Raw genomic sequence first — 22,244 nt, 5'->3', positions numbered from 1 at the left:
CCACGCCCCAGCGACACCCACCCTGCCCTACAATCCCCGTTAAGGAAACACTGATCAAAGGCTCCGCATGCCGCTCCATATCCCGCCGAAGCGCGTTTGGCAGGACATCAGGGCCCCGGCGGCCTGTTTTGGCCCCTGTAACCGCCGTTTTGAGCGGTTACAGGGGCGATTTCCGGTCATGCAGACACACTATCCCTGCGTGAGGAGCCCCCATCTTCGCGCGCGGTACAGGTTCGCCAGGGCGAACAGACTGTGCAGCTGCGCGGTGTTCTTATTGAGGCCGCGGTAGCGGACCTTGCGGTAGCCGAAGAGGTTCTTCACCACATGGAACGGATGCTCGACGATCGAACGCAACTGCGCCTTCTGCCGTTCGGCGGCGCGCACCCGCTCGCGCGCCGGGCCTTCCGGCATCGCGCGCACGGTGCCGCGCTTGCGCGCAATGTGGGTCTCGGGACGATGCGCGTCCAGCCGCTTCTCCGCACCGATGTAGCCGGCGTCGCTATGCAGGCTGTCTTCCTCGCCATGGAGCAGGTCCGGCACCTGCGACACGTCCGAGACGTTCGCCGCCGTCCCCTTCACGGTGTGAACCAGGCCCGTGACCACGTCCGCTCCGACATGCGCCTTCATCCCGAAGTACCACTGATTTCCTTTCCTGGTTTGGTGCATCTCCGGGTCACGCGCCTTGTTCTCGTTCTTCGTCCATGGCGGGGCGGCGATCAGCGTGGCATCCACGACCGTTCCCTCACGCAGCAGCAGGCCCCGTTCCTGCAGATGGGCGTTGATCCGCTCGAAGATCACCCGGGTCAGGTCGTGGCGCTCCAGCAACCGACGGAACTGCAGCAGAGTGGTGGCATCCGGGGCGTCTTCGCGGCTCAGGTCAATCCCGACAAAGCGCCGGATCGCCTGGCTGTCGTACACCGCGTCCTCGATCCCTTCATCCGACAGGTTGAAGCACTGCTGCGCCACCTACATCCGCAGCATCCGCTCCAGACCGATCGGCGGGCGGCCGCGGTTCCCGTTCGGGTAGTGCGGCTCGATCGCCTCCACCAGTGCCGCCCAGGGCGTGATCGCATCGATCTCCCCCAGAAACCGGTCGCGCCGCGTCTGCTTGCGCTTGGCGGAGTACTCGAGATCGGAAAAACTGCGCTGCGACATCGACCATCACCTCGGGCAGAAAACCTGCTGCCATTATCCCAAACCCGCTCGCCGGGCGGGAGCAGCGGCGGATTAAATCAGCGTCTCCTTAATGGCACAAAACACGTGAGGCATTCCATGGAACGGAACATCGTCTTCTGCTGCGACGGCACCGCCAATCAGAAGGGCGAGGTCAACACCAACGTGGTGCACCTGCTGCGGCGCATCCCCACCACCGCCCGTCAGGTCTCGGCCTACGAGCCCGGCGTGGGCACCTTCTCCCCGTTCGGCATGCGGCGCGAGAACATCATCGGCACCACCCTGGGCAAGCTGTTCGGCCACGGGCTCACCGCCAACATCGAGAACGGCTACCGCTTTCTGATGCACCAGGTGCGGGAAGGGGATCGGGTGTACCTGTTCGGCTTCTCGCGCGGTGCGTATGCGGTGCGGGCACTGTCCGGCATGCTGCGTAAATGCGGGCTGCTGCACCCCGGGCGGGAAGATCTCGTCTCCGAGGCCTCGCGCCTGTACACCGGGCGCCACAACGAAGACGAAGCCGCACGCTTTCGCAAACAGCACACCCGCCCCGGCCCGGTGCACTTCATCGGCGCCTGGGACACCGTCGGCTCACTGGGGTATCTCTACCGCAACCGCCGCTTCTTCGACACCCGGCTCAGCCCCGAAGTCACCCACGCCCGCCACGCCCTGGCCATCGACGAACGCCGCCCCAAATTCGAGGCCCTGCTGTGGGATGACACCCGCGTGGAACCCGGGCAAACCCTCAAACAGCTCTGGTTCCCCGGCGCCCACGCCGACGTCGGCGGCGGCTACGAACAGCGCCAGCTCGCCGAGATCGCCCTGCAATGGATGCTCGAAGAAGCCGCCGCGGCCGGCCTGATCGTGAAAGAACCCCACGAACCCGCCATCGCCCCCGATCCCGCAGGCCCCATCCACGAACCGTGGAACACCTGGGCCGGCCGCACCCTGCGCCTGCTGCACCTCGGCGACCGCCCGCGCGACGTACCGCCCGACGCTCTGCACCCCTCCGCCAAAGCCCGCCACCGGGTCCTTGGGTACCGGCCTGAACTCTTCACTCCAACATAGTTGCAGGGACGTGCTGGAGCAGTCCTTATAGCAGCCACACGCCACATGCGCCATGCACTGCACCAAGTGGTTGAATTCAGGAATTAAAAACCTTCGCATTGCGGAAGATCTCGGCTTGCGCGTCCTTGGCGGAGATCAGCGGATCGCCGTCGAGTGGCCAGTCGATGTCTAGGTCGGCGTCGTCCCAGCGGATGCTTCGCTCGTAGTCGGGTGCATAGAAATCGGTACACTTGTACTGGAGCTCGGCGACGTCGGTGGTTACCACGAAGCCGTGGGCGAAGCCGGATGGAATCCATAGCTGTCGGCGGTTCCCGGCGGAGAGCGTTTCCCCCACCCACTGCCCGAAGGTGGGCGACCCGCGGCGGATGTCGACGGCGACATCGAAGACCTCACCCAACGTGACACGCACCAGCTTGCCCTGGGGGTGCGGCGGAAGCTGATAGTGCAGACCACGCAGGGTGCCCTTTACGGATCGGCTGTGGTTGTCCTGTACGAACGTGACGGGCTCGCCAACGGCCTCGTCGAAGACCTGCTGGTTGTAGCTCTCGTAGAAGAAGCCCCGCTCGTCTTCGAATACGCGGGGCTCAAGGAGCAGGACGGCGGGGATGGATAGCGCGTAGGCTTTCATACTCAAAAGACTCGTTCTTCAAGGACACGCTGGAGGTAGCGGCCATAGCCGTTCTTGAGCAGGGGGCGGGCCAGCTCCTCGAGCTGGTTGGCATCGATCCAGCCGGCGCGGTAGGCGATTTCCTCGGGGCAGGCGACCTTGAGCCCCTGGCGTTGTTCCAGCGTGGCGATGAACTGGCTGGCATCGAGCAGGGAGTCGTGCGTTCCGGTATCCAGCCAGGCATAGCCGCGGCCCATGATCTCCACGTGCAGCTTCCCGGCATTCATGTAGGCGATGTTGAGATCGGTGATTTCCAGTTCACCGCGCGCAGAGGGCTTGAGTTCCCTGGCCATGGCCACGACGTCGGCGTCGTAGAAGTAGAGGCCGGTAACGGCGTAGCTGGATTTCGGCTGCCCGGGCTTTTCCTCCAGCGATTGCACCTTGCCGTGGGCGTCGAACTCGGCGACACCGTAGCGCTCCGGCTCCTGGACGTGGTAGGCAAACACGGTAGCACCCTCATCGCGCCGAGCGGCGCTGCCGAGCAGGTCGTCGAAATGGTGGCCATAGAAGATGTTGTCGCCGAGGACCAGAGCACAGGGGTGGCCGCCGATGAAGTCCTCTCCAATGACGAAAGCTTGCGCGAGCCCGTCCGGCGAGGGCTGCACGGCATACTGGAGGTTAAGCCCCCACTGTCCGCCGTCTCCCAGCAGCTGTTCGAAGCGGGGAGTATCCTGCGGCGTGGAGATGATCAGGATGTCACGAATGCCCGCGAGCATCAGGGTACTCAGCGGATAGTAGATCATTGGCTTGTCGTAGACCGGCAGCAACTGCTTGCTGATCGACAGCGTAGCCGGATGCAGCCGGGTGCCGGAGCCGCCAGCGAGGATGATGCCCTTTCGTCGCATTATGCGCTGCCTCCTGGTGACTCGCAGGCGAGGATCTCGTCGAGGGCACGTAGCGCACCACCGCGCCAGTCCGGCATACGCAGGCCGAAAGTGGTTTCCAGCTTTTTGCAGTTCAGGCGGGAATTGCCTGGACGCCGTGCCGCCGTGGGAAACGCCTCCGTTGGCACGGCCTCGATCGCTTGATCCGTAACCCGGACGGGCCAGCCGGCATCGCGCGCCGTGGCGATCACCAATCGGGCAAAGCCATGCCAGGTTGTCTCGCCCGCGGCGGCAAGATGATAAAGACCAGAGATCTCCGCCCGGTCCAGCGGTTGCGACAGGATCTGTGCGGTGGTGTCTGCGATGAGCTCCGCGCCGGTGGGGGCACCGAACTGATCGTCGATCACCTGTAGCGCAGCGCGGTCGGCTGCCAGGCGCAGCATAGTGCGGATGAAGTTGCGCCCCCGGGAGGCATACACCCAGCTGGTTCGGAAGATGAGATGCCGACAACCACTGGCCTGGATGGCGGCTTCTCCTTCCCGTTTGGTCTGTCCATAGACGTTCAGTGGGCCAGTGGCGTCGTCCTCGCACCACGGATCGGCTCCGGTACCATCAAACACGTAGTCAGTCGAATAGTGGACCAGCCAGGCTCCAAGCGCATTTGCTTCGGCGGCCAGGACCTCCGGCGCGGTGGCGTTGATGGCATTAGCCAGCTCCGGTTCCGACTCCGCCTGATCCACTGCAGTGTAAGCGGCAGCGTTGACGATTACGTCCGGCGCTACCTTTCGCACTGTGGCTGCCAACCGATCCGGTCGCGTGAGGTCCCCACACAACCCGCCCTCTTCCGTGCGTGTCGGCGCCGTGATTTCGCCCAGGGGAGCGAGCGCGCGTTGCAACTCCCAGCCCACCTGGCCGTTGCTTCCGAGAAGAAGGATCTTCATACGGCCCGCCCTCGGTTAGCGTAATTCGCGTCGATCCACTCGCGGTAGGCGCCGGAGCGCACGCGCTCGATCCATTCCGGGTTGTCGAGGTACCACTGCACGGTTTTCCTCAGGCCCGTCTCGAAGTTCTCCCTCGGCTGCCAGCCCAGTTCATTCGCGAGGCGGGTGTCGTCGATGGCGTAGCGGCGGTCGTGTCCGGGGCGATCCCTCACGAACTCGATCAGGCGTGTGTAGGGGCCCTCCTCGTCCGGTACGAGTTCGTCGAGGACCGCGCATAGCGCGTGAACGACCTCCAGATTGGTACGCTCGCAACGCCCTCCGATATTGTAGGTCCTCCCGCTTTCGCCGTGGACCAGCACGTGGCGGAGGGCCCGTGCGTGGTCCTCGACATACAGCCAGTCGCGGACGTTGTCCCCGCGTCCGTAAACCGGCAGCGGCCTGCCGTCCATGGCATTGAGGAGCATCAGGGGGACTAGCTTTTCCGGGAACTGGTATGGACCGTAGTTGTTCGAGCAGTTGGTGATCACGACCGGCAGCCCATATGTGCGATGCCATGCACGCACCAGATGGTCGCTTGCCGCCTTGCTGGCCGAGTAAGGAGAACTCGGGGCATACGGTGTCTCTTCCGTAAAAGCGGGATCCTCGGGGCCGAGATCCCCGTACACCTCGTCCGTGGATACATGATGGAAACGGAAGCGTTCTTTCGCTTCACCCTCAAGCTCCGACCAGTAGCCACGGGCCGCTTCCAGCAGATTGTGCGTGCCGGTCACGTTGGTCTCCACGAATGCCGCCGGACCTTCGATGGACCGATCCACGTGAGACTCCGCCGCCAGGTGCATCACGGCATCCGGCCGATGTTCCCGGAACACCCGTTCCAGGGCGGCTCGGTCGGTGATATCCACATGCTCGAATACATGCCGTGGATGCTCGCGCGCATCGCCCAGGGACTCGGGGTTTCCGGCATACGTCAGTGCGTCGACATTGATCACTGTCGAACCGGTCTCGGCGATGTACTGACGGACAACCGCTGACCCAATAAAACCGGCACCGCCAGTAACCAGAACACGAATCAATTCCATCCTCCCTCGGCATTTTTCAGCAACTGTGGCACGAAGGCGGTCGCCCCGAGCACGAGGCCGCCGCAGCATTCCCCCTGGCCGTTGAGAAGAGCCAAGGCTTTACGGTAGGACGTGAGCATGTAGTCGCCGGATGGGTTGGTTTCAGGTGGTGCCCCCCGCAGGAGGCCACGCCCTGCGGGGCTTGTTCAGCGGGTGGACGAAACGCGGATTGGGCCACGAAACATGGGACCAATCAAGTGCACTGTTTGCATGGTCCATTGTGTGGTCGGACAGAGACCTTTGGATGCTCGACACTGGCTGTGGCGGCGGACTGCTGAGCGAGGCCATGAGCCGCCTGGGCGCGGACGTGCTGGGCGTGGACGTCGTCGACCGCAACATCGCCGCGGCGAGGCTGCATGCCGACGAGCAGGGCCTGGATATCCGCTACGAGGTCAATACGGCGGAGGCCCTCGCCGAGCGCGGGGAGGACTTCGACGTGATCCTGAACATGGAGGTGGTCGAGCATGTAGCGGATCTGCCCGCATTCATGGCGAGCGTCAACCGCATGCTGCGTCCCGGCGGCCACACCTTCCTGGCCACCATCAATCGCAATCCGGTGTCGTTCGTGGTCGCGATCGTCGGTGCCGAGTACCTGTTCCGCATCCTGCCCCGAGGCACGCATCAGTGGAAGCGTTTTGTCACGCCCCGCGAAACACGCGATCTGCTGGCGCGGGACGGCCTGGAGCCCGTGGCGCAGACGGGGGTGAAGGTGAATCCGCTCACCCGCCGGATGTGGCTGTCGCGATCCATGAGTGTCAACTACATGCTGCTGGCACGAAAGCCCGCCGACTGAAGGCCGGGGTCGCTGTATGCCGCTCAAACTGATCCATCATCCGGGGTACACGATCGAACTTCCGGATGGGCATCCGTTTCCGATGGCCAAGTTCCGGGTCCTGCGGGAGCGGCTGGAACCGGGCTGTCCGACACGGCGTTCGAATGGGTGCAGCCGGATATCGTCTCCTGGGACGCCCTGTCCCGCGTGCATACACCAGCCTACCTGGATGCCTTCCTCGCCGGCCAGACCAGCAGGGCTGCCCAGAGGCGCAGCGGATTTCAGTGGTCGGAGGCGCTGGTGGAGCGGGTACGGCTGGAGACGGGCGGCACCCTGCTGACCGTGGAGGCCGCGCTGAGCGACGGACTGGCCCTGAACACCGCCGGCGGCACTCACCATGCCCACGCGGGATTCGCGAGTGGCTACTGCCTGATCAACGACATCGCGGTGGCGGCAGCGCACGCCCGGGCCAGGGGTTGGGCCCGACGCGTCCTGATCATCGACCTCGACGTGCATCAGGGCGACGGCACCGCCGCCATCTTCGCGGATACCCCCGAGGTGGTGACCTTCTCCATGCATGCGGGGAGCAATTTCCCGGCGCGCAAGACGCCCGGCGACCACGACATCGAACTCGCCCGGGGCACTGGCGATGATGCCTATCTGGCCACCCTGCGGGATACCCTGGCGACCCTGATCGACGACGTGCGCCCGGATCTCGTGGTCTACGACGCCGGCGTCGACGTGCACAAGGCGGACCGGCTGGGGCATCTGGAGCTGACCGATGCGGGCCTCGAGGCGCGGGACCGGCATGTGCTGCAGGTCTGTCGCGAGAGAGCCGTGCCCGTGGCAGCGGTGATCGGCGGCGGTTACGACCGCGACATCACGGCCCTGGTGGATCGCCATGCGATTCTTCATCGAACCGCCGCCTCCCTGTGACAAGCTTGCGTCCGGAACCCGAGCCCAGTCGGGAATCCCGGGATCAAGAAATCATGGATCGTGCTGCGCGCGGCATGCCTGGACCGACACCGGTGACGATTGCCGCAGCGAACCGGCCCTGATCGGCCGAACCTGACACCCCGCCCCGCCGCATTCAGGCGGGGCTATTGCACTGCGCGACGAGCACCAAAGACCCCGGTTGAACTCGCCCGTCGGAACCGGGACGAACGCTGTGTATCGACCCGGAAAAAACCCCGAAGGACCCACGCGAGATGAGCAAACGAACAGTACTGGTGACCGGCGCAACCGGCGGGGTGGCGAGCGCGCTTGTGCGATCGCTCGATCCCGCCCATGACCGGGTTGCTCTCGTCTCGCGCAATGCCGAGGGACTGGACGCCCTTCGCGGGCAGCTTCCGGATGACCTCGAGGCATGCACCATCGTCGCGGATGTCAGCACCGCGGAAGGCGCGGATCAGGTCGTGGTCCGGGCCTCCGAACATTTCGGGGAGCCCCCGCGCGACTCGCTCACTGTGCCGGCAGCGCCTTGCTGGCCCCGTTGCACCGAACCACACAGGCGCAGTATCGCGACTGCATGGCGGCCAACCAGGACAGCGCCTTCTACACCCTGCGCGCCTGGGTGAAGGCCCGACTCCAGACGGACGAACCCCGGGACAGCGCCGTTCTGTTCAGCTCGGTCGTCGCCCAGATCGGCGTCTCCAATCACGAGGCGATTGCGATGGCCAAGGGCGCGATCGCCAGCCTGGTCCCGGCCGCTGCGGCGACCTACGCCGGCCACGGCATCCGGGTCAACGGGATTGCCCCCGGGCTGACACGGACGGGCGCCACCGAACGGCTGTTTGCCTCCCCGCGTGCCGAGGCGCAGATCGAAGCGCAGTATCCGCTGCAGCGTTACGGGCAGGCGGAAGACCTCGCGCGGGCCGTCACATGGCTGTTGTCCGACGAGGCCGAATGGGTCACCGGCCAGGTCCTGTCGGTGGACGGCGGGTTCTCCCGCGTGCGCCCCATGGTCCCGACGGGCGGCTGAGGGGTGGTGGCACGCATCGCCATCATAGGCGCCGGGATCTCCGGGCTCGCAGCCGCCCGACGGCTGCACGATGCCGGCCATGACTGTCTCGTGCTGGAGAAGAGCCGGGGCCTCGGCGGACGCATGGCCACGCGGCACACGGATGGCCTGAGCTTCGATCACGGGGCCCAGTATTTCACCGCTCGTGGCACAGACTTTCGCCACCAGGTGCACGCCTGGCAGGACCAGGGTGCGGTGGCGGCGTGGGGAGCGGACCGGTACGTCGGCCGTCCCGACATGACGGCCCCGGCCGGCGCGCTGGCTGCGCCCCTGGAGGTGCGGCGCAACTCCCGGGTCGAGCGGCTTCGACGTTGCGACGGGGTCTGGCATCTGCAGGTCGAGTCGACGCCTGAGCATGCGGGGCTCGAGGGCCCGTTCGACGCAGTCCTGCTCGCCCTGCCCGCACCGCAGGCCGCCGAACTGTCGGCCACCGCCGGAACGGGCTTTGCGGCGCTCGCGGACGTTCGTTATGCCCCCTGCATTGCGTTGATGGCCGCCGTCGAAGGCTCCACCGACCTGCACGAAACATCGCGCCAATTGTCCGGTCAGCCACTTTCATGGGTTGCCCGGAACGGCACCAAACCCGGCCGAGAGACGGAATCCGAGACCCTCGTGGCCCACGCCGGTCCCGACTGGTTCCGCGAGCACATCCAGCAAGACCCGGATCAACTGGCACATCCGCTATTGACCGCTTTGCGGCCCCTGCTCGGCTCCGCCCGCCTGCTCCACCATCAGGTCCACCGATGGCTGTACGCGCGGGTCGAGCAGGCCGCCGGGCGGCCGTGCCTCTGGGACGCCGGGCAGCGTCTGGGTGCCTGTGGCGACTGGGCCCTGGGACCACACGTAGAGGCGGCATTCGACAGTGGGCGCGCCCTCGCAGACGCGGTCCTGGAAACCCTTCCCGACCCGCGAACGGGTGCCTCGTGAACGGCGTCGTCGACGCCAACGACGACGCCCCGGACGGTCGCGCTGCCCTTTTTCCGCCGTCGCGGGCGGCCGCCCTGGAGCGGCTGTCGGATTTTGCCCCGCGTGCGGGGCATCACTATGCGGCCCGGCGCAACCACGATCCCGGACCCGGTGAACGCGACAACATATCGCTGCTTTCGCCCTACCTTCGCCACCGGGCCATCAGCGAACACGAGGTGATCGCGCGGCTGCTGGCCTGGCATTCACCCGAGGCGGCCGAGAAGTTCGTTCAGGAGGTCTTCTGGCGGACCTACTGGAAGGGTTGGCTGCAGATGCGCCCCGGGGTCTGGCGGGCCTTCCTGGCGGAACGGGACATCGAACGGTCACGCCTTGCCGAAGACGATGGCCTGCGCGAGCGCGTTGCCGCGGCCGAGGCCGGACGCAGCGGAGTCGAAGGATTCGACCACTGGGCCCGCGAACTGGTCGCAACCGGGTATCTGCACAACCACGCGCGCATGTGGTTCGCGTCGATCTGGATCTTCACCCTGAGGCTGCCGTGGACACTGGGGGCGGACTTCTTCCTGCGCCATCTGCTCGACGCCGACCCCGCCTCCAACACCCTGGGCTGGCGCTGGGTCGCCGGCATCCAGACGCCGGGCAAGACCTACCTCGCGACGACCGACAACATTGCCCGCTTTACCGACAATCGGTTCGGCCCGACGGATCTCGCGTCCGAGGCGCCCGCGATCCGCGACGAGACCCCGCCTTCCGCCAGCGCCCTTCCGGCCCCGCGCACCCTGCCGCGCGGCCGGCGCGTGCTCCTCCTGTTGCATGGCGACGAGTTCAGCGGTCACGAGGTGTTGCCGGCGGGAACGGACGTGGCGTCAATCGCCGTCGCCCGGCGCGGCCACCCCGACATCCCCTGGCCCTTTGGTGCCACCACCGCCCACTGGGTCAATTCACTGGCCGAGGATGCGGCACGGCGCGCGGGCGAGACCCTGCAGCAGCCCGCAACCCTTCTCCCGCAACTCCACGCAGAGACCCTACGGGCGCAGTGCGCCGCCGCGGGCGTGACCACCATCGCTACACCGGAGGCGCCCGTCGGCCCCCTGCCCGACGCCCTGGATGACGTTGCCCGCGAGCTGGCGGAAGACGGGATCGAAGTCATTCCGCTGCGCCGGACCTGGGACGACCTCGCCTGGCCACATGCCACCCACGGATTCTTCCGCTTCAAGCGCCAGCTCCCGGAACTGCTCGCCCGGAACGGCCTTTAGCGCCAGGCACTCCGACAGCGCTGTTGTTCGATGCCGTCACATCGCGTCAGCACCGCCTCGGTGGCATGTTTTCAGTCGTCCATATCCTCCAGGCGGGCCTGTTCGATCAGGACCGGGTAGACGTAGCCGGCACCGAAATCCCGGTCGAGCACGTAGACCCCTTCCACCCGCACACGGTCACCCGGATCGGCGGTCTGTTGGCTGGTGAGGGTAATGAAGTCGCCGGGCTCGCCGGTGCCGTCCACCAGTCGCAGGAAATTGCGGCCCATGATGTCCTCATTGACCTGCGCGATGATGCCTTCCAGGCGCACCGTCTCGCCCTCAAGCTCTTCCGGTGCCTGATTCAGGGCTTCCACGCTGTGGATCTCGTCCGCGGCAACGGCCGTGACCAGCAGGCCCGCAGCCAGCGGCAGGGCCAGCAGGATGTGGCGCATTCGGATCATGAAGTTCTCCTTTGCGGATCGGGTTCGGGCGGCGCGCCATCTTCGTCCCCGACAGCGGGCGTGTTGCGCCGACGGGCGCGGAAGAAGTCGCGCAGCTGGGTCGCGGCGCGTTCGGCCAGCACGCCGCCGGTGACCGCCACGCGGTGGTTGTGGGCCGGATGGTGGATCAGGTCGATGGCACTGCCGGTGGCCCCGGTGCGTGGATCGGCCGCGGCGTACACCAGCCGCGCCACGCGGGCGTGGATGATGGCGCCGGCGCACATGGAACAGGGCTCCAGGGTCACGTAGAGGGTGGTGCCGGGGAGGCGGTAGTTGCCCACACGCTCCCCGGCCGCGCGCAGGGCGCGGATCTCGGCGTGCGCGGTGGCGTCACGGCTGGCGATGGGTGCGTTGTGGGCCGCCGCGAGGGCGTTGCCTTCGGCATCCACCAGCACCGCGCCTACGGGCACCTCGCCGGCTGCGGCTGCGGCCTCGGCCTGTGCGAGCGCCTGTTCCATCCAGCGCACGTCATCCTGCTCGCTCATGCCACGCTGGCGGGCGCGGGCTCGTCCAGCGCCCGTTCGATGGCGCTGGCCAGATCCTGCGGGCGCCGCGTGGGGGCAAAGCGCCGGATCACGCGGCCGTCCCGCCCCACCAGAAACTTGGTGAAGTTCCATTTGATCCGCTGCGTGCCCAGGGCACCGGGGCCGGCCGTCTTGAGGTGGCGGAACAGCGGGTCGGCGCCCTCCCCGTTCACCTCGATGCGGGCGAACACCGGGAAGCTCACGCCAAAGCGCAGACCGCAGACCCGGATGGAGTCGGCATCGCCCGGCTCCTGGCGACCGAACTGGTTGCAGGGGAACCCCAGCACCCGGAAGCCGCGTTCGCCATAGCGATCCTGCAACGCCTGCAGCCCTTCGTACTGCGGGGTGAAGCCGCACTGCGAGGCGACGTTGACGATCAGCAGCACCTCGCCGCGGTAATCGCCGAGCCGCTGCCGCCCGCCGTCGGCGCGGGTCACTTCGAAGTCATACACCGTGGCTTGCGGGTCCGGGTCGGCCATTATCCGTCCGCCTCCTGTCGCGCGAAGGATTGGAGTTCCGCCTCGAGGTCCGTGAGGCTGGCCGCCATGCCGCGGGACAGGGCGGCCACCAGGGCCCGGGGCGAGCGTTGTTGCAGGGCTTCGGTGGCCTCGAAATGCGCCAGCTCGGTCCGATCAGCACCACCCAGCCGGGTCCGCAGCCCCACGCGTGCGGCATCGCGGCCGCTGTGCGTATCCAGGTCACCGTACAGGGCCGTGACCAGCACGTGCAGTTCCACCACCGGTTGCCCGGCCGCCCGCGCGGCGCGGGCGTCGTCCACCAGAACCACGGCGCCGTCGCCACGGGTCCAGCGTTCGCGCAGCAGCTGTTCCACCTGTTCCGCCGGACGCAGGAACCATTCGTTGTAGTAGTCCGATTCGTACTCGTGCGGCCCCAGGCGGTACACCAGCCCCTTCTCGGCATAGGCGGGAGCCACGCGCACCGAGCCCAGCTCCACCGCCACGGGCGCCCCGGCATCGGCTGCGGGCGGCCCGGTGTCTTCCGGCAGTTCCAGCAGGAACCACGCCCGCTCCACCGGTTCGCGTTCGGCCAGCAGACCGCAGCCCCCCAGCAGGAATGCGGCCAGCACCGCCAGCAGTAGCGCGCGTGTCATCAGCGTTCCTCTCCCCGGTTGTCCCGGTCCATGATACTGCGCGGCGGCGGTGCCCCGAACAGGGTACCCGCCGGATTGCGCCGCACGTCTTCCGAAAGGCTGCGCAGGCTGCGCGTGGTGCTCTGCAGCTCTTCCAGGGTCTCCGCCAGTTTCGCCTCGTTCACTTCCACGCCGCGATCCAGGCGTTCCACCATACCCTCGATCCGGGCCACCAGCTCGCCGATCTCGGCCTGTTCCGCGGTGCGCCTCAGCTGACGCATGGTCTCGCGGGTCTCGCCCGGGAGGGCCTGCGTATCGGGATGGTCGAGGAGGTTCTCGACGGATTCCATGATGCGCTCGGCGCTGGTGGCCGTGGTCTCCAGTTCGCCGATCAGGTCGTCCGCCCGTCCGGCGATGCCCTCCACGTCGATGCTCGACACGGTGTCGTCGAGATTGACCAGCAGGCTGTTGAGATTCCCCACCACGCCCTCGATATCGATATCGTCGATGCGTTCCAGCAGCTTCTCGGCATATTCAATGAACTGCATCGTGATGCTGGGCGCCGACGGCAGATAGGCGTGCTCCGGATCCCAGGGGTGGTCCAGCGGCGGGTGTTCCGCGGGATCGGCGAAGTCCGCCTCCAGGTAGTTCATGCCGGTGATGCCCTGGGCCGCCATGCGCACCCGCAGCCCGGCCTCGACCAGCTGCTCCAGGACATCGTCCTCGAACAGGGCTTCCTGCGGCGTGGTCGCAAAACGGTCCGGCCACAGGCGCGCGCGCACCAGCACGTAGCGCTTGCGTTCCGCCGGGGGCACATCCTGTTCGTACTCCACCGAGGTGAAACCCAGCCGGGTGACCTCGCCGATCTGGACCCCGCGGAATTTCACCGGGGCGCCGACCTCCAGTCCCTGCACCGACGAATCCATGTACGTCTCGATCATCATCGACGGTCGGAAGAAATTCCCCGCCGTCGCAATCAGCAGGATGATCACCAGCGCGGCGAGCCCGCCGAGGATGAACAGGCCCAGCCGGAAATGCTGTCGGGCACTCATGCGGAGGTCTCCTCGCCGTTGGCTGCTTCGTCCTGGTCGCCGCCCAGAAAGCGCCGCACCCAGGGGTGTGTCGACTCCTCGCGCAGGCGTCGCGGATCCCCGTCGGCGACGATGGCCCGGGTTTCCTTGTCGAGCATAATCACGCGGTCGGCGATGGCAAAAATGCTCGCGAGCTCGTGGCTCACGATCACGATGGTCATGCCCAGGCTGCGCGCGAGCCGCCGGATCAGCCGATCCAGCTCGCGCGAGGTAATCGGATCCAGCCCGGCCGAGGGTTCATCCAGGAACAGTACCGAGGGGTCGAGCGCCATGGCCCGCGCGATCGCGGCACGTTTCTGCATGCCGCCGGAGATCTCCGAGGGCATGAAATCCGCGAACGCGCCCAGCCCCACCAGCTGCAGCTTCGCGCGGGCCACAGCGTCCATCGCCGGACGCGGCAGAGCGGTGTGAACCTCCAGCGGCAGGCGCACGTTCTCCAGCAGGGTCATGGACCCGAACAGCGCCCCCATCTGATACATCACCCCCATGCCCCGCAGGATGGCCTCGAAACGCTCGCCGTCGGCGTGGGCAATATCCGCGTCGCCGATCCAGATCCTTCCGGCCTGCGGGGCATACAGCCCGATCATGTGCTTGAGCAGCGTGCTCTTGCCACTCCCGGAGCCCCCGAGGATCACGAAGATCTCGCCACGGCGGACCTCGAAGTTCAGATCACGCATCAGCACGAAATCGTCGAAGCCCATGGTCAGGCCTTCCACCCGGATCACCGGATCCGTATCGGACTGCGCCATGCCTCACACCCCCAGGTGATAGAACAGGACCGCGAACAGGCCGTCGAACACCACGATCAGGATGATCGCCGTAACCACCGCACTGGTGGTGGAGCCGCCCACCGCCGCCGCGCCGTTGCCGGTCTGCAGGCCGCGCAGGCAACCGACGCTGGCCACCAGCAGGCCGAACACCCCGGCCTTGAACAATCCGGAGAACAGGTCCGAAAGCGACACCGCTCCGGTCACCTGATTGAGAAACGCAACCCACGGGATGCCGAAGCCCTGCAGCACCATCGCCGCACCCAGCAGGCCGATCAGATTGGCGTACAGCGCCAGCAGCGGCGCGACCAGGATGCCCGCCAGCACCTTGGGCACCACCAGGAAGCGCACCGGATCCAGGGCCATGGTCTGCAGGGCATTCACCTCCTCGTTCACCTTCATGGTCCCGATCTCGGCGGCGAACGCCGCCCCCGAGCGCCCCGCCAGCAGGATCGCCATCATCAGCGGGCCCAGCTCGCGGAACAGCGACACCGCGACCAGGTTGGCCACGAAGATCTCCGCGCCGAACTGACGCATCGCGATCGCTGACTGGAACGCCAGGATCACGCCCATCAGGAAGGCGATCAAAGAGACGATCGGCAGGGCCTGGAACCCGGCAACCTCGGCCACGCGAAAGGTATCGCCCCAGCGCACCTGCCGCGGATGGCGCAGCGCTGCCCACAGGGCACGGCCCAGTTCGCCGATGAACGCCATCTGCTCCCAGCCCGCGCGTCCCACCTGTCCGACCGCGTTCGTCCAGCGGCTGCGCCAGTCGCTGCGGCCCTCACCGCGCGCGGGCGTCACCGCATCCAGCTCACGATACGGAGCCAGCTGCTCCTCGACCATGCGCGTGGCGCCGACCAGCTCCAGCGTCACCCCCCCGGCCGCAGCATCCCGTTCCAGCGCGTGCAGCAGGGCGGCCCCGGCGCCGTCACAATAGCTCAGACCGGTGACATCCACGGGCAGGGTCCCGCCCCCCGCCTCGCGCGCCAGCAGGCGCACGCGATCGCGCAGCGGGCCCCAGGACCGTTCCACCGCGGCGGTGTCCAGGCTGCCCGACAGGCGCAGACCGGGGGACGGCCCGTCTGTGGCATCATGTTGGAAGGCTGGCCGCTGGGCCCCTGACGCTGTGTCCATGCCGTTTTCCCGACTCGTGCGCGACCATGGTAGCCGCGCCGGAGCGCGGGGGACACTCTGCAGATACAGGGGAACCATTCGGCCGCTACAAACTCTTCTGCAACTCCCCCATAACGCGAGAACGCCATGTCTTCGGGAACGGACGCCCTGCAGCGGGTGGAACAGGCCCTGAACCAGATCCTGCTCGGCAAGCCCCGCGCCATCCGTCTGGCGCTCACCTGCCTGCTGGCCAACGGCCATCTGCTGATCGAGGATCTGCCCGGCGTGGGCAAGACCACGCTGGCGCACGCACTGGCGCGCGCGATGAATCTGGACTACCGCCGGGTCCAGTTCACCAGCGACCTGCTCCCGGGTGACGTGCTGGGCGTGTCGGTGTTCGAACAGGGAAGCGGCGAATTCCGCTTTCATCCCGGGCCGATCTTCACCCAGGTGCTGCTGGCCGACGAGGTCAACCGGGCACCACCGAAGACCCAGAGCGCCCTGCTGGAAGCCATGGAAGAACGCCAGGCCAGCGTGGAAGGCGCGACCCGCGACCTGCCCGAGCCGTTCTTCGTGATCGCCACCCAGAACCCCGAGGAGCAGGTCGGCACGCATCCGCTGCCGGAGTCGCAGCTGGACCGCTTTCTGATGCGCATCGAACTCGGCTACCCCGACCCAAGGGCCGAGCGCGCCCTGCTGGAACGCCGCGGGGACACCGGCCACCCGGCCCCGGACACCATGGCCACGCCGGAACAGCTGGCCGAGTGGCAGGCATCCGTGGATGCCGTGCACGCCGATTCCAAGGTGCTCGACTATCTCCAGGAGCTGGTGGCTGCCAGCCGTGATACCGCCCGCTTTGCCCACGGCCTGTCGCCGCGTGCCGGCGTGGGCCTGCTGCGCGCGGCACGTGCCCACGCGTTTCTCGACGCGCGCGACTACATCACCCCCGACGACATCGCCCGGGTCCTGCCGGCGGTGGCCGGCCACCGCGTACGCGCCCGCGAGCCGCAGGATCCCGCCCGCACCGTGGAGGCCCTGCTGGAATGCGTGCCCAGCCGCTGAATCGCCGGCGACGCCTGCGCGGCACCTGGCAGCGCCTGCGCGACGACGCGATCCGCTGGATCAACCGCCGCCACGCGCACGACGGCGAGCATGCGCGGCTGGGCCGCGACCGCATCTACATCCTGCCCACCCGCGCCGGTTACACCCTGCTCGGGATCATCCTGATCATGCTGCTGGGCTCGATCAACTACGCCAACAACATGGCGTTCCTGCTGACCTTCCTGCTGGCCGGGATCGGGCACAACGCCATCTGGTACACCCATCGCAACCTGCTGGGACTGGAGATTCGCCCGCTGCCGATCGACCCGGTGTTCGCCGGGAACGCGCCCGAAGCGCAACTGCGACTCCATGAAACCGACGGCCGGGGGCGCGAAGCCATTACCGTGCGGGTCGGTGCACACGCTTCCGAACCGGTCGCGATCCCCGCAGGTGGCCGGAGCGATGCCCGCATCGTGCTGCCGGCCGTGCCCCGCGGAGTCTACCGCCTGCCGCGCCAGCGCGTGGACACGCGCTTCCCGCTGGGGGTCCTGGAGGCCTGGAGCTGGCTCAATCTGGACGCCGAGATCCTGGTCTATCCGTCGCCCGTGGACCCGGGCCGGGCCCTGGCCGGACACGGCGACGGCGACGAGGACACCGGCGCCCGCGGACAGTCCGAGGAACCGCCCGACCACATCCGGCCCTACCGCCCCGGCGATCCGCCCGGCCGCATCATCTGGAAGGCCTATGCCCGCAGCGGCAAGCTGCACGTGCGCGAAAGCCCCGGCGGGGTACAGGACGACCTCTGGTTCGACTACGACGCGCTGCCCCACGGCGACACCGAGACCCGCCTGTCGATGCTCTGCCATCAGGTGCTGGAGGCCCATGCGCAGGAGCGCGCCTGGGGCCTGCGTCTGCCGGGCCAGCGCATCGACCCCGGCCAGGGCCCGGAACATCGTGACCACTGCCTGCAGGCGCTGGCCCGTTTTCGCGCCGCCCCGGCACCCCTGCCGCTGGAGGACGGAGCATGAGGGAGGGCTGGCTCACCCGCCCGGCCCCGCCGCGCGAGGAACTGCGCGGGCTGGGCATCGCGCTGATCGCCCTGCCCGTGGCCGCGCTGCCGCACGCCTGGTACCAGCCGGCCTGGGTGACCCTGCTGATGGCCCTGGCCGTGCTGCTGCGCGGCTGGGTGCACTGGCGCGGGACCCGCGCGCCCTCGCTGTGGGTGATGAGCCTCCTCGCCCTGGGTGCCGGCGCCATGACCCTGGCACATTACGGCACCCTGTTCGGCCAGGAGGCCGGGAGCGCGCTGCTGCTGGTGATGATCGCGCTCAAGCTGCTGGAGGCGCGCAGCCGACGCGACGTGGTCATTGCGCTGTTTCTGGGTTATTTCGTCATCGTCACCACGTATTTCTTCGACCAGGCTTTCTGGATCGGGCTGTGGTCGCTGCTGGGGGCGCTGCTGCTGACCGCGGCCCTGGTGCAGCTGCACGCCGCCCGCCCGCTGACGCCCGGTTATCTGGCCCGCCGCGCCGGGACCATGCTGGTACACGCCCTGCCGTTCATGCTCATCCTGTTCATCGTCTTCCCGCGCATCGAGGGGCCGCTCTGGGGCGATCGCGAGGACCGGGACGACACCGCGCAGACCGGCCTGTCCGACGAGATGAACCCCGGCGACATCGCCGAACTGCTGCAGGACGAAACCGTCGCCGCCCGGGTCGAATTCCACGGCGAGATCCCGCCGACCCGCGCACAATACTGGCGGAGCATGGTGATGACCGACTTCGACGGCCGCCAATGGCGTGCCGATCGTGGAGATTCGTCGATCGAACCGCCCGCGGTGGAGGGCGATACCGTCGACTACACCGTCACGCTGGAACCCACGCGTTCCCGCTACCTGCCGGTTCTGGAATATCCCGCCCGCTTGCCCGACGATGCCGAGCTGCGCGCGAACCATCAGGTCATCCGCGACCAGCGCATCACCGGGCGCATCCAGTACACCGCCAGCGCCGATCTGACGCGCCCCCCGGGCAGCGACGCCGACGTCCCCGCCCTGGACCCCGAGACCCGCGAGCGGGCCCTGGCGCTGCCCCCGGGCGCCGCGCCGCAGGCCCGCGCCCAGGCCGGGCTCTGGACGGCCACGCACGACGACCCGCGCGCCATCATTGAAACCGCCCTGGCGCGTTTCTCCGGCGAACCCTACCGCTACACCCTGCAGCCACCGCAGACCACGGGCGATCACACCGATGCGTTCCTGTTCGATACCCACGCCGGCTACTGCGAACACTACGCCTCGGCGTTCGCGGTGCTGATGCGGGCGGCGGGCGTCCCCGCGCGGGTGGTCACCGGCTATCACGGAGGCGAGTGGCGCGAACGCGGTGGCTATCTGCGCCTGCGCAACGCCGACGCCCATGCCTGGAACGAGGTCTGGATCGACGGCGAGGGCTGGCTACGGGTCGACCCCACTGCGGCGATTGCGCCCGAGCGCATCGAGCAGGGCCTGCAGGGCCTGTCACCCTCCGAGGGCGAGCAGACACCGGACTTCCTGCGCCGCGAGGGCCTCTCCTGGTTGCAGCAGGCGCGTTTCGAGCTGCAGGACTGGCGAGAGTTCATCGGCTTTCGCTGGGAGACCTGGGTGCTGGCGTTCACCCCCGAGCGTCAGCAGCGGCTGTTCGAGCGCTTTGGCCTGGATCCTCGCGACTGGCGCAGCGTGCTGATCGCGCTGGGGGTCAGCTTCGGCACCCTGGCTGCCGGGGTCGCGCTGTGGCTGCTGCTGCGCGGACGCGAGCGCCGGGATCCGGCGCAGCGCGCCCTCCACCGGTTGTCCCGGCGCCTGCGCGGCGCGGGCCTGGCGCACCAGCCGCACGAGAGCGTGGATGCCTGGGTGCGGCGCGTGGCCGCGGCCCGGCCACAGGACCGCGAGGCCCTGGAGGCCTTCGCCCGGCACTACAACGCCCTGCGCTTCGCGCCGCTGGACGAGACCGGCCGGCGCCACCACCGCCAGGCACTGAAGGCCGCCGTTGCGCGCGTCCCGCGCCGGCCGGATCCCGGCGCGGGCGCTACGCCCCCTGCAGCAGCGCCTGCCGCTGGCGGCGGTCACTGACGGCCGCCCCGCCGCCCGGCGCCAGCCGCTGCTCCACGTAGTCGGCCAGCATCCACATCATCCGCTCCACCCGATGGGTGCGCTGCAGTACCTGATCCAGAGCCCCGCCGGGCCGCGGATCGGCCGACTGCAGATAGCGCGCGCGCAGCCCGTCGAAGCGCGTGCGCTGGTTACTGCTCAGCTCGCGCAGCCACTCGAAGTCTTCCCGGTCGCCACTGTTGACGGCCATGGTCACGGTATCCAGCAGGCTGCGCAGCCCTTCGCAGACCCGGGTCTCCAGCTCGCGCGCCTGCTCCGCGTCGGGCAGATCGCCCGGCGCAGGCGCACGCAGATGGTCGTAGAGCTGCTGTTCCAGCCCGCGCAGGGTGTCGAACCGGCTGCGCAGGTTCTGATAGCGCACCACGGTGCTCTCGAACAGCGGTTCGGCGGCCAGCGAGGTGAACTCGGACAGCAGTGGCTCGAGGGCATAGCCGAAGTCCTTGTGCAGGGACTCCAGCCGGCCCGGCTCGGCCGCCCGGGCACGACCCTGCGCATCCTCCTCCAGGAACCCCGCCAGGCGCTCCCACAGCGCCGGTTCGGCAGCCTCCAGGTCGTCCAGCCGGCGTTCCGGCAAGGTGTGCGGGTCGCCCATCTGCAGCGGATTGATACGTCCCGACCACAGCACCAGCAGGCGCGCGGCGAACAGCACCAGCATCACCACGTTGGTGACCACCAGGATGTAGGTCATCGACAGCTCCACCGGGGGCCACAGCAGGAGCAGGGAGTAGGCAAGTCCGCCGAGGACCGCGATCTCGGCGAAGGAGTCGCGCTTGAGCATGTCGATGTTGAAATCCGAACGCACCACGTCGCGCATGATCACCCCGAAGGACGCCGTGACCACCGCCATCACCGGGCCCCACAGCCACAGCGGACTGGCCTGCGACTCCACCGCCACGCCCACGCCGATCACGGTGAACGCCGCCACCGCCCAGGCATCCAGCCCCTGCTGCAGCCAGCCGACCAGGCGTCCGCCCACCCCGGCCCGCTGACGGGCAATCAGCCGTTGCACCGCGGCACGATGCACCAGCCAGTGATCGTGCAGCTTGTACAACGCGAACCCGGTGGCCACCACCACGACGGGCAGCAGCAGGAACTCCGGGGTGTCGAAGATGAACACCGGCTCGCGACCCAGCAGCAGGTCGCGCAGCACCCCGCCGCCGATCGCCGGCAGGGTGGCCAGCACCAGCGCGCCGAACAGGTTGTAGCGCTCGCGCCGGGCCAGCATCACCCCGGAGGCGGAAAACGCCAGGATCCCCATCAAAGTCAACGCGTTGAACCACAGCTCGCTGGTGGTCATCACCAGGAAGGCGGGCAGGATGTGCTCGACCTCCAGCTGGGCAATGCGCCGCCCCTCCTCCAGCGCCTCCACCTCGCGGTCGAAGGCGTCGACCAGGGCACGCGGGACCGTCGCCCGGCTGAACATCACCCGCACCCCCACCGAGCCGAGATCAAGCCCGGCACGCCGGATCTGATCCGCCTGCCCGGTACGTGCCAGCATCAGGTCCATGATCACCGGATCGGCCACGAACCCGTCGATGCGCCCGTCCACCAGTGCGGCGAGGTTCTCGGCATCCCCCGCCGTGTCCATGATGCGGGCCTCCGGCGCCGGATCGGACAGGCGACCGGCCACCTCCGGATCGGCAAAGGTATAGCCGGTGGACAGCCCGAGGCGGAACTCGCCCTGCTCCACCGCATCCAGCCACGCATCCCGGTCCGCGAACCCGTGGTCGGCATCGCGGCGCAGATACAGGGCGTTGCGCTCCTCGCGGTACGGCCGCGAATAGTGCACGTAATCCAGCCGCCCCGGATCGAAATAGGTCCCGACGACGAAATCCACGGTCCCGCGACGCAGGCCTTCGAGCTGAGCGGCCCAGTCCATCGGACGGTACCCGACCGCGTGGCCGACGCCTTCCAGGGCCTCCTGCGCAACACGCAGATCCAGGCCGGTCGGATCGCCGGCGCCCCCGGCGGCCGCGGTGTCGGCGAACTGGTAGGGCGGTCGCTCGAACCAGCCGCTGCGCAGGGTCTGTGGCGGATCCCCGCTCGCCACCGGCAGCGGCAACGCGACATCCGCCACGGACGCGCCGCCACTCGCCGGCAACGGCCACAGCAGGACCAGCAGCAACCACGCCAGGACCCGCCAGGCGCTGGCGGCTGGCCGGGTGCGTCCCGTGTTCGCGGCCGGTATGCTGGTCGGCGTTGTCATTGGCCCTCCCGGTGATCCCGCACGCATG

General features: G+C 68.0%; 21 protein-coding genes and 2 pseudogenes. 9 read left to right on the top strand and 14 right to left on the bottom strand.

Going from position 1 to position 22,244, the window contains the following annotated elements; genetic code table 11:
- Window positions 1-189: 189 nt before the first annotated feature.
- Complete coding sequence (locus tag F620_RS14270) at window positions 190-966, bottom strand: IS5 family transposase (protein ID WP_019569968.1); 777 nt, start codon at window positions 964-966, stop codon at window positions 190-192.
- Window positions 967-1,155 (bottom strand): IS5 family transposase, encoded by a 189-nt coding sequence (locus tag F620_RS15470; protein ID WP_019569967.1) that lies wholly within the window; start codon window positions 1,153-1,155, stop codon window positions 967-969.
- Between the two features lie 117 nt (window positions 1,156-1,272).
- Here F620_RS15470 and F620_RS0106830 point away from each other — a divergent pair, with 117 nt between their 5' ends.
- Complete coding sequence (locus F620_RS0106830) at window positions 1,273-2,238, top strand: DUF2235 domain-containing protein (RefSeq protein ID WP_019569966.1); 966 nt, start codon at window positions 1,273-1,275, stop codon at window positions 2,236-2,238.
- 76 nt (window positions 2,239-2,314) lie between these two features.
- On the opposite strand, the gene rfbC is transcribed toward F620_RS0106830, so the two are convergent.
- Genes rfbC through rfbB form a run of 4 tightly spaced genes read right to left on the bottom strand, consistent with a single transcriptional unit; the run spans window position 2,315 to window position 5,749 of the window.
- Entirely contained in the window at window positions 2,315-2,866 is a 552-nt protein-coding gene (gene rfbC / locus F620_RS0106825; protein WP_019569965.1) for a dTDP-4-dehydrorhamnose 3,5-epimerase, read from the bottom strand.
- 2 nt (window positions 2,867-2,868) lie between these two features.
- Complete coding sequence (gene rfbA / locus F620_RS0106820; protein WP_019569964.1) at window positions 2,869-3,750, bottom strand: glucose-1-phosphate thymidylyltransferase RfbA; 882 nt, start codon at window positions 3,748-3,750, stop codon at window positions 2,869-2,871.
- Window positions 3,750-4,670, bottom strand: coding sequence for a dTDP-4-dehydrorhamnose reductase (gene rfbD / locus F620_RS0106815; RefSeq protein WP_019569963.1), 921 nt, complete (start codon window positions 4,668-4,670; stop codon window positions 3,750-3,752). The genes rfbA and rfbD overlap by 1 nt, the downstream gene beginning before the upstream one ends.
- Window positions 4,667-5,749: a dTDP-glucose 4,6-dehydratase gene (gene rfbB / locus F620_RS0106810; RefSeq protein WP_051081233.1), complete on the bottom strand. Its 1,083-nt coding sequence runs from the start codon at window positions 5,747-5,749 to the stop codon at window positions 4,667-4,669. Before rfbB ends, rfbD begins: the two co-directional genes overlap by 4 nt.
- A gap of 130 nt (window positions 5,750-5,879) precedes the next feature.
- On the opposite strand from rfbB, the gene ubiG reads away from it, so the two are divergent.
- The 5 genes and pseudogenes from ubiG to F620_RS0106785 all read left to right on the top strand — a co-directional run bounded on the left by ubiG (window position 5,880) and on the right by F620_RS0106785 (window position 10,760).
- The gene (gene ubiG, locus F620_RS14265; protein ID WP_255349478.1) at window positions 5,880-6,581 is read left to right on the top strand and encodes a bifunctional 2-polyprenyl-6-hydroxyphenol methylase/3-demethylubiquinol 3-O-methyltransferase UbiG; all 702 of its coding nucleotides are present in this window, start codon (window positions 5,880-5,882) and stop codon (window positions 6,579-6,581) included.
- Window positions 6,582-6,597: 16 nt separating this feature from the next.
- A pseudogene (locus tag F620_RS14260) lies at window positions 6,598-7,496 on the top strand (histone deacetylase).
- 272 nt (window positions 7,497-7,768) lie between these two features.
- Window positions 7,769-8,541: pseudogene (locus tag F620_RS14255) on the top strand (SDR family NAD(P)-dependent oxidoreductase).
- Window positions 8,542-8,547: 6 nt separating this feature from the next.
- Window positions 8,548-9,507, top strand: coding sequence for an NAD(P)/FAD-dependent oxidoreductase (locus tag F620_RS0106790; RefSeq protein ID WP_019569957.1), 960 nt, complete (start codon window positions 8,548-8,550; stop codon window positions 9,505-9,507).
- Window positions 9,504-10,760, top strand: coding sequence for an FAD-binding domain-containing protein (locus F620_RS0106785; RefSeq protein ID WP_019569956.1), 1,257 nt, complete (start codon window positions 9,504-9,506; stop codon window positions 10,758-10,760). Before F620_RS0106790 ends, F620_RS0106785 begins: the two co-directional genes overlap by 4 nt.
- Before the next feature lie 71 nt (window positions 10,761-10,831).
- On the opposite strand, the gene F620_RS0106780 is transcribed toward F620_RS0106785, so the two are convergent.
- From F620_RS0106780 to F620_RS0106750, 7 genes are read right to left on the bottom strand one after another with little or no spacing between them, the layout of a single operon-like run.
- Window positions 10,832-11,203 carry a hypothetical protein gene (locus tag F620_RS0106780; protein ID WP_019569955.1) on the bottom strand — a complete coding sequence of 124 codons (372 nt, stop codon included), beginning with the start codon at window positions 11,201-11,203 and terminating at the stop codon, window positions 10,832-10,834.
- Window positions 11,200-11,727, bottom strand: a complete 528-nt coding sequence (gene tadA, locus F620_RS0106775) for a tRNA adenosine(34) deaminase TadA (protein WP_019569954.1) — start codon at window positions 11,725-11,727, stop codon at window positions 11,200-11,202. The genes F620_RS0106780 and tadA overlap by 4 nt, the downstream gene beginning before the upstream one ends.
- Window positions 11,724-12,245, bottom strand: coding sequence for a glutathione peroxidase (locus tag F620_RS0106770; RefSeq protein WP_019569953.1), 522 nt, complete (start codon window positions 12,243-12,245; stop codon window positions 11,724-11,726). Before F620_RS0106770 ends, tadA begins: the two co-directional genes overlap by 4 nt.
- Window positions 12,245-12,877 carry a membrane integrity-associated transporter subunit PqiC gene (locus F620_RS0106765; protein ID WP_019569952.1) on the bottom strand — a complete coding sequence of 211 codons (633 nt, stop codon included), beginning with the start codon at window positions 12,875-12,877 and terminating at the stop codon, window positions 12,245-12,247. The genes F620_RS0106770 and F620_RS0106765 overlap by 1 nt, the downstream gene beginning before the upstream one ends.
- Entirely contained in the window at window positions 12,877-13,908 is a 1,032-nt protein-coding gene (locus F620_RS0106760; protein ID WP_018870419.1) for an MlaD family protein, read from the bottom strand. The genes F620_RS0106765 and F620_RS0106760 overlap by 1 nt, the downstream gene beginning before the upstream one ends.
- Complete coding sequence (locus tag F620_RS0106755) at window positions 13,905-14,696, bottom strand: ABC transporter ATP-binding protein (RefSeq protein ID WP_019569951.1); 792 nt, start codon at window positions 14,694-14,696, stop codon at window positions 13,905-13,907. The genes F620_RS0106760 and F620_RS0106755 overlap by 4 nt, the downstream gene beginning before the upstream one ends.
- Window positions 14,697-14,699: 3 nt before the next feature.
- Entirely contained in the window at window positions 14,700-15,851 is a 1,152-nt protein-coding gene (locus F620_RS0106750) for an ABC transporter permease (RefSeq protein WP_019569950.1), read from the bottom strand.
- Between the two features lie 126 nt (window positions 15,852-15,977).
- Here F620_RS0106750 and F620_RS0106745 point away from each other — a divergent pair, with 126 nt between their 5' ends.
- The 3 genes from F620_RS0106745 to F620_RS0106735 are packed head-to-tail and all read left to right on the top strand — an operon-like array spanning window position 15,978 to window position 19,971.
- A complete protein-coding gene (locus F620_RS0106745; protein WP_018870422.1) occupies window positions 15,978-16,892 on the top strand; it encodes a MoxR family ATPase in 915 nt (304 codons plus the stop codon).
- On the top strand, window positions 16,874-17,899 hold the full coding sequence (locus F620_RS0106740) for a DUF58 domain-containing protein (protein ID WP_019569949.1): 1,026 nt from the start codon (window positions 16,874-16,876) through the stop codon (window positions 17,897-17,899). The genes F620_RS0106745 and F620_RS0106740 overlap by 19 nt, the downstream gene beginning before the upstream one ends.
- Window positions 17,896-19,971 carry a DUF3488 and transglutaminase-like domain-containing protein gene (locus F620_RS0106735; RefSeq protein ID WP_019569948.1) on the top strand — a complete coding sequence of 692 codons (2,076 nt, stop codon included), beginning with the start codon at window positions 17,896-17,898 and terminating at the stop codon, window positions 19,969-19,971. Before F620_RS0106740 ends, F620_RS0106735 begins: the two co-directional genes overlap by 4 nt.
- On the opposite strand, the gene F620_RS0106730 is transcribed toward F620_RS0106735, so the two are convergent.
- Window positions 19,928-22,216, bottom strand: coding sequence for a TRIC cation channel family protein (locus F620_RS0106730; RefSeq protein WP_019569947.1), 2,289 nt, complete (start codon window positions 22,214-22,216; stop codon window positions 19,928-19,930). The two genes, F620_RS0106735 and F620_RS0106730, sit on opposite strands and share 44 nt — an antisense overlap.
- Between the last annotated feature and the right edge of the window lie 28 nt (window positions 22,217-22,244).

The sequence above is a fragment of the Thioalkalivibrio sp. ALE11 genome (assembly GCF_000381205.1).
GTDB lineage: Bacteria > Pseudomonadota > Gammaproteobacteria > Ectothiorhodospirales > Ectothiorhodospiraceae > Thioalkalivibrio.
Note: the sequence above shows the minus strand (reverse complement) of the source record. Positions and strands in the feature narration are given on the sequence as shown.